The sequence below is a fragment of the Pseudomonas sp. MD195_PC81_125 genome (genome assembly GCF_014060985.1).
GTDB classification, from domain to species: domain Bacteria; phylum Pseudomonadota; class Gammaproteobacteria; order Pseudomonadales; family Pseudomonadaceae; genus Aquipseudomonas; species Aquipseudomonas parakoreensis.
In genome coordinates, this window is the sequence record NZ_JABULD010000845.1 from 1 (window position 1) to 1,236 (window position 1,236).

The 1,236-nt window shown below is 52.0% G+C and carries 2 protein-coding genes; both read left to right on the forward strand.

The features are described from left to right. Positions 1-355 (forward strand): universal stress protein (locus HT737_RS29660; protein WP_182404603.1); only part of this gene is annotated, 355 nt, incomplete at its 5' end. A gap of 92 nt (positions 356-447) precedes the next feature. Further along, positions 448-981, forward strand: coding sequence for an NUDIX domain-containing protein (locus HT737_RS29665; protein WP_077750520.1), 534 nt, complete (start codon positions 448-450; stop codon positions 979-981). The last annotated feature ends 255 nt before the right edge of the window (positions 982-1,236 follow it).

Below are 1,236 nucleotides of genomic sequence, written 5' to 3' on the forward strand. Positions count from 1 at the left end.
CATGGTGGCWTTTGACGGCAGCGCTACAGGCCACAAGACCGTACAGATGCTTGCTTCAAGCCCGCTGTGCGAAGGCCTGCCAATTCATATCGTCATGGTTGGTACGGACTCTGAAGAAAATCAGAATGAGCTAGAGAAAGCACGAACCACACTCGCCAGTTCTGGCCCGCTAGTGCATGCCGAGATCCGCCCAGGCGAAGTAGAGTCGGTACTTCATGCGTATCAGGCAGAGCACTGCATTGACCTCTTGGTCATGGGGGCGTACGGGCACTCACGCATCAGGCAGTTTCTGGTGGGCAGCACGACCACGACGATGCTGCGAACATCCACTTTACCCGTATTGCTGCTTCGCTGAACCAGTTCCACTGGCCACAGTATTTCCAGAGCTGCGGAAATACCGTGGCCACCCTGGACGATGACTAACTGATCTTGCCGTAACGAGACCACATGCAACTCATAACTGAAATTGTTCACCCCGAGCTGAAATCCAAACAGGGCAGAGTATTCCGTCGACACGCAGCACGCGGCATCGTGATGCGGGATGAACAGATCCTGTTGCTGTTCACGGAGCGCTATAACGATTTCAGCTTTCCTGGAGGCGGCCTTGATGGTGACGAAGACATTGTCGCAGGCCTGAAGCGTGAGCTTGAGGAAGAGACTGGTGCTCGTCAAATACAGGTGCTCCAGCACTACGGTTACATCGAGGAGTACCGGCCCTACTGGAAACCAGAATATGACCTGATGCACATGACCTCGCATTTTTATCTATGCGAAATCGCTCCCCAGCTAGCGCCCGTGAGAATGGAAAGCCACGAAATCGCGAATGGTATGCGGCCTGTGTGGATCAACCTGCATGAAGCCATCGTGCACAATGAGGCCGTTATGCAGCGTCACGAGTCTTCGATGGGGCAATCAATTCTGCGCGAAACCTACATGCTGAGAAAAGTCGCTTCCGAATTGTTGATGCCAATCAGCCTTTGAGCTGACTATTTGGCGAAGTCCACTTAGCGGTCTCAGGCAAGCATCCAATGCTGCGGGAGTTATTGCGTGATTGCGCTCGCCCGCTGTGTCGGCACCTAACCACCGTGCGGTCTATGAGTATCAGAATGAATAATTTTTATTCTGAAACGTGAACGTCCTGTAACAGAAAAACAGTTACCTGCCGTTTCGCGCAATATTTATTGGGGATAGAGGGGTGTAACAATAAATATGATTACCTTTTTCACGGAAAACCCA

Excerpts from the sequence above, each read along its gene's own strand:
- HT737_RS29665 (WP_077750520.1), top strand. The coding sequence starts at position 448 with ATGCAACTCATAACTGAAATTGTTCACCCCGAGCTGAAATCCAAACAG.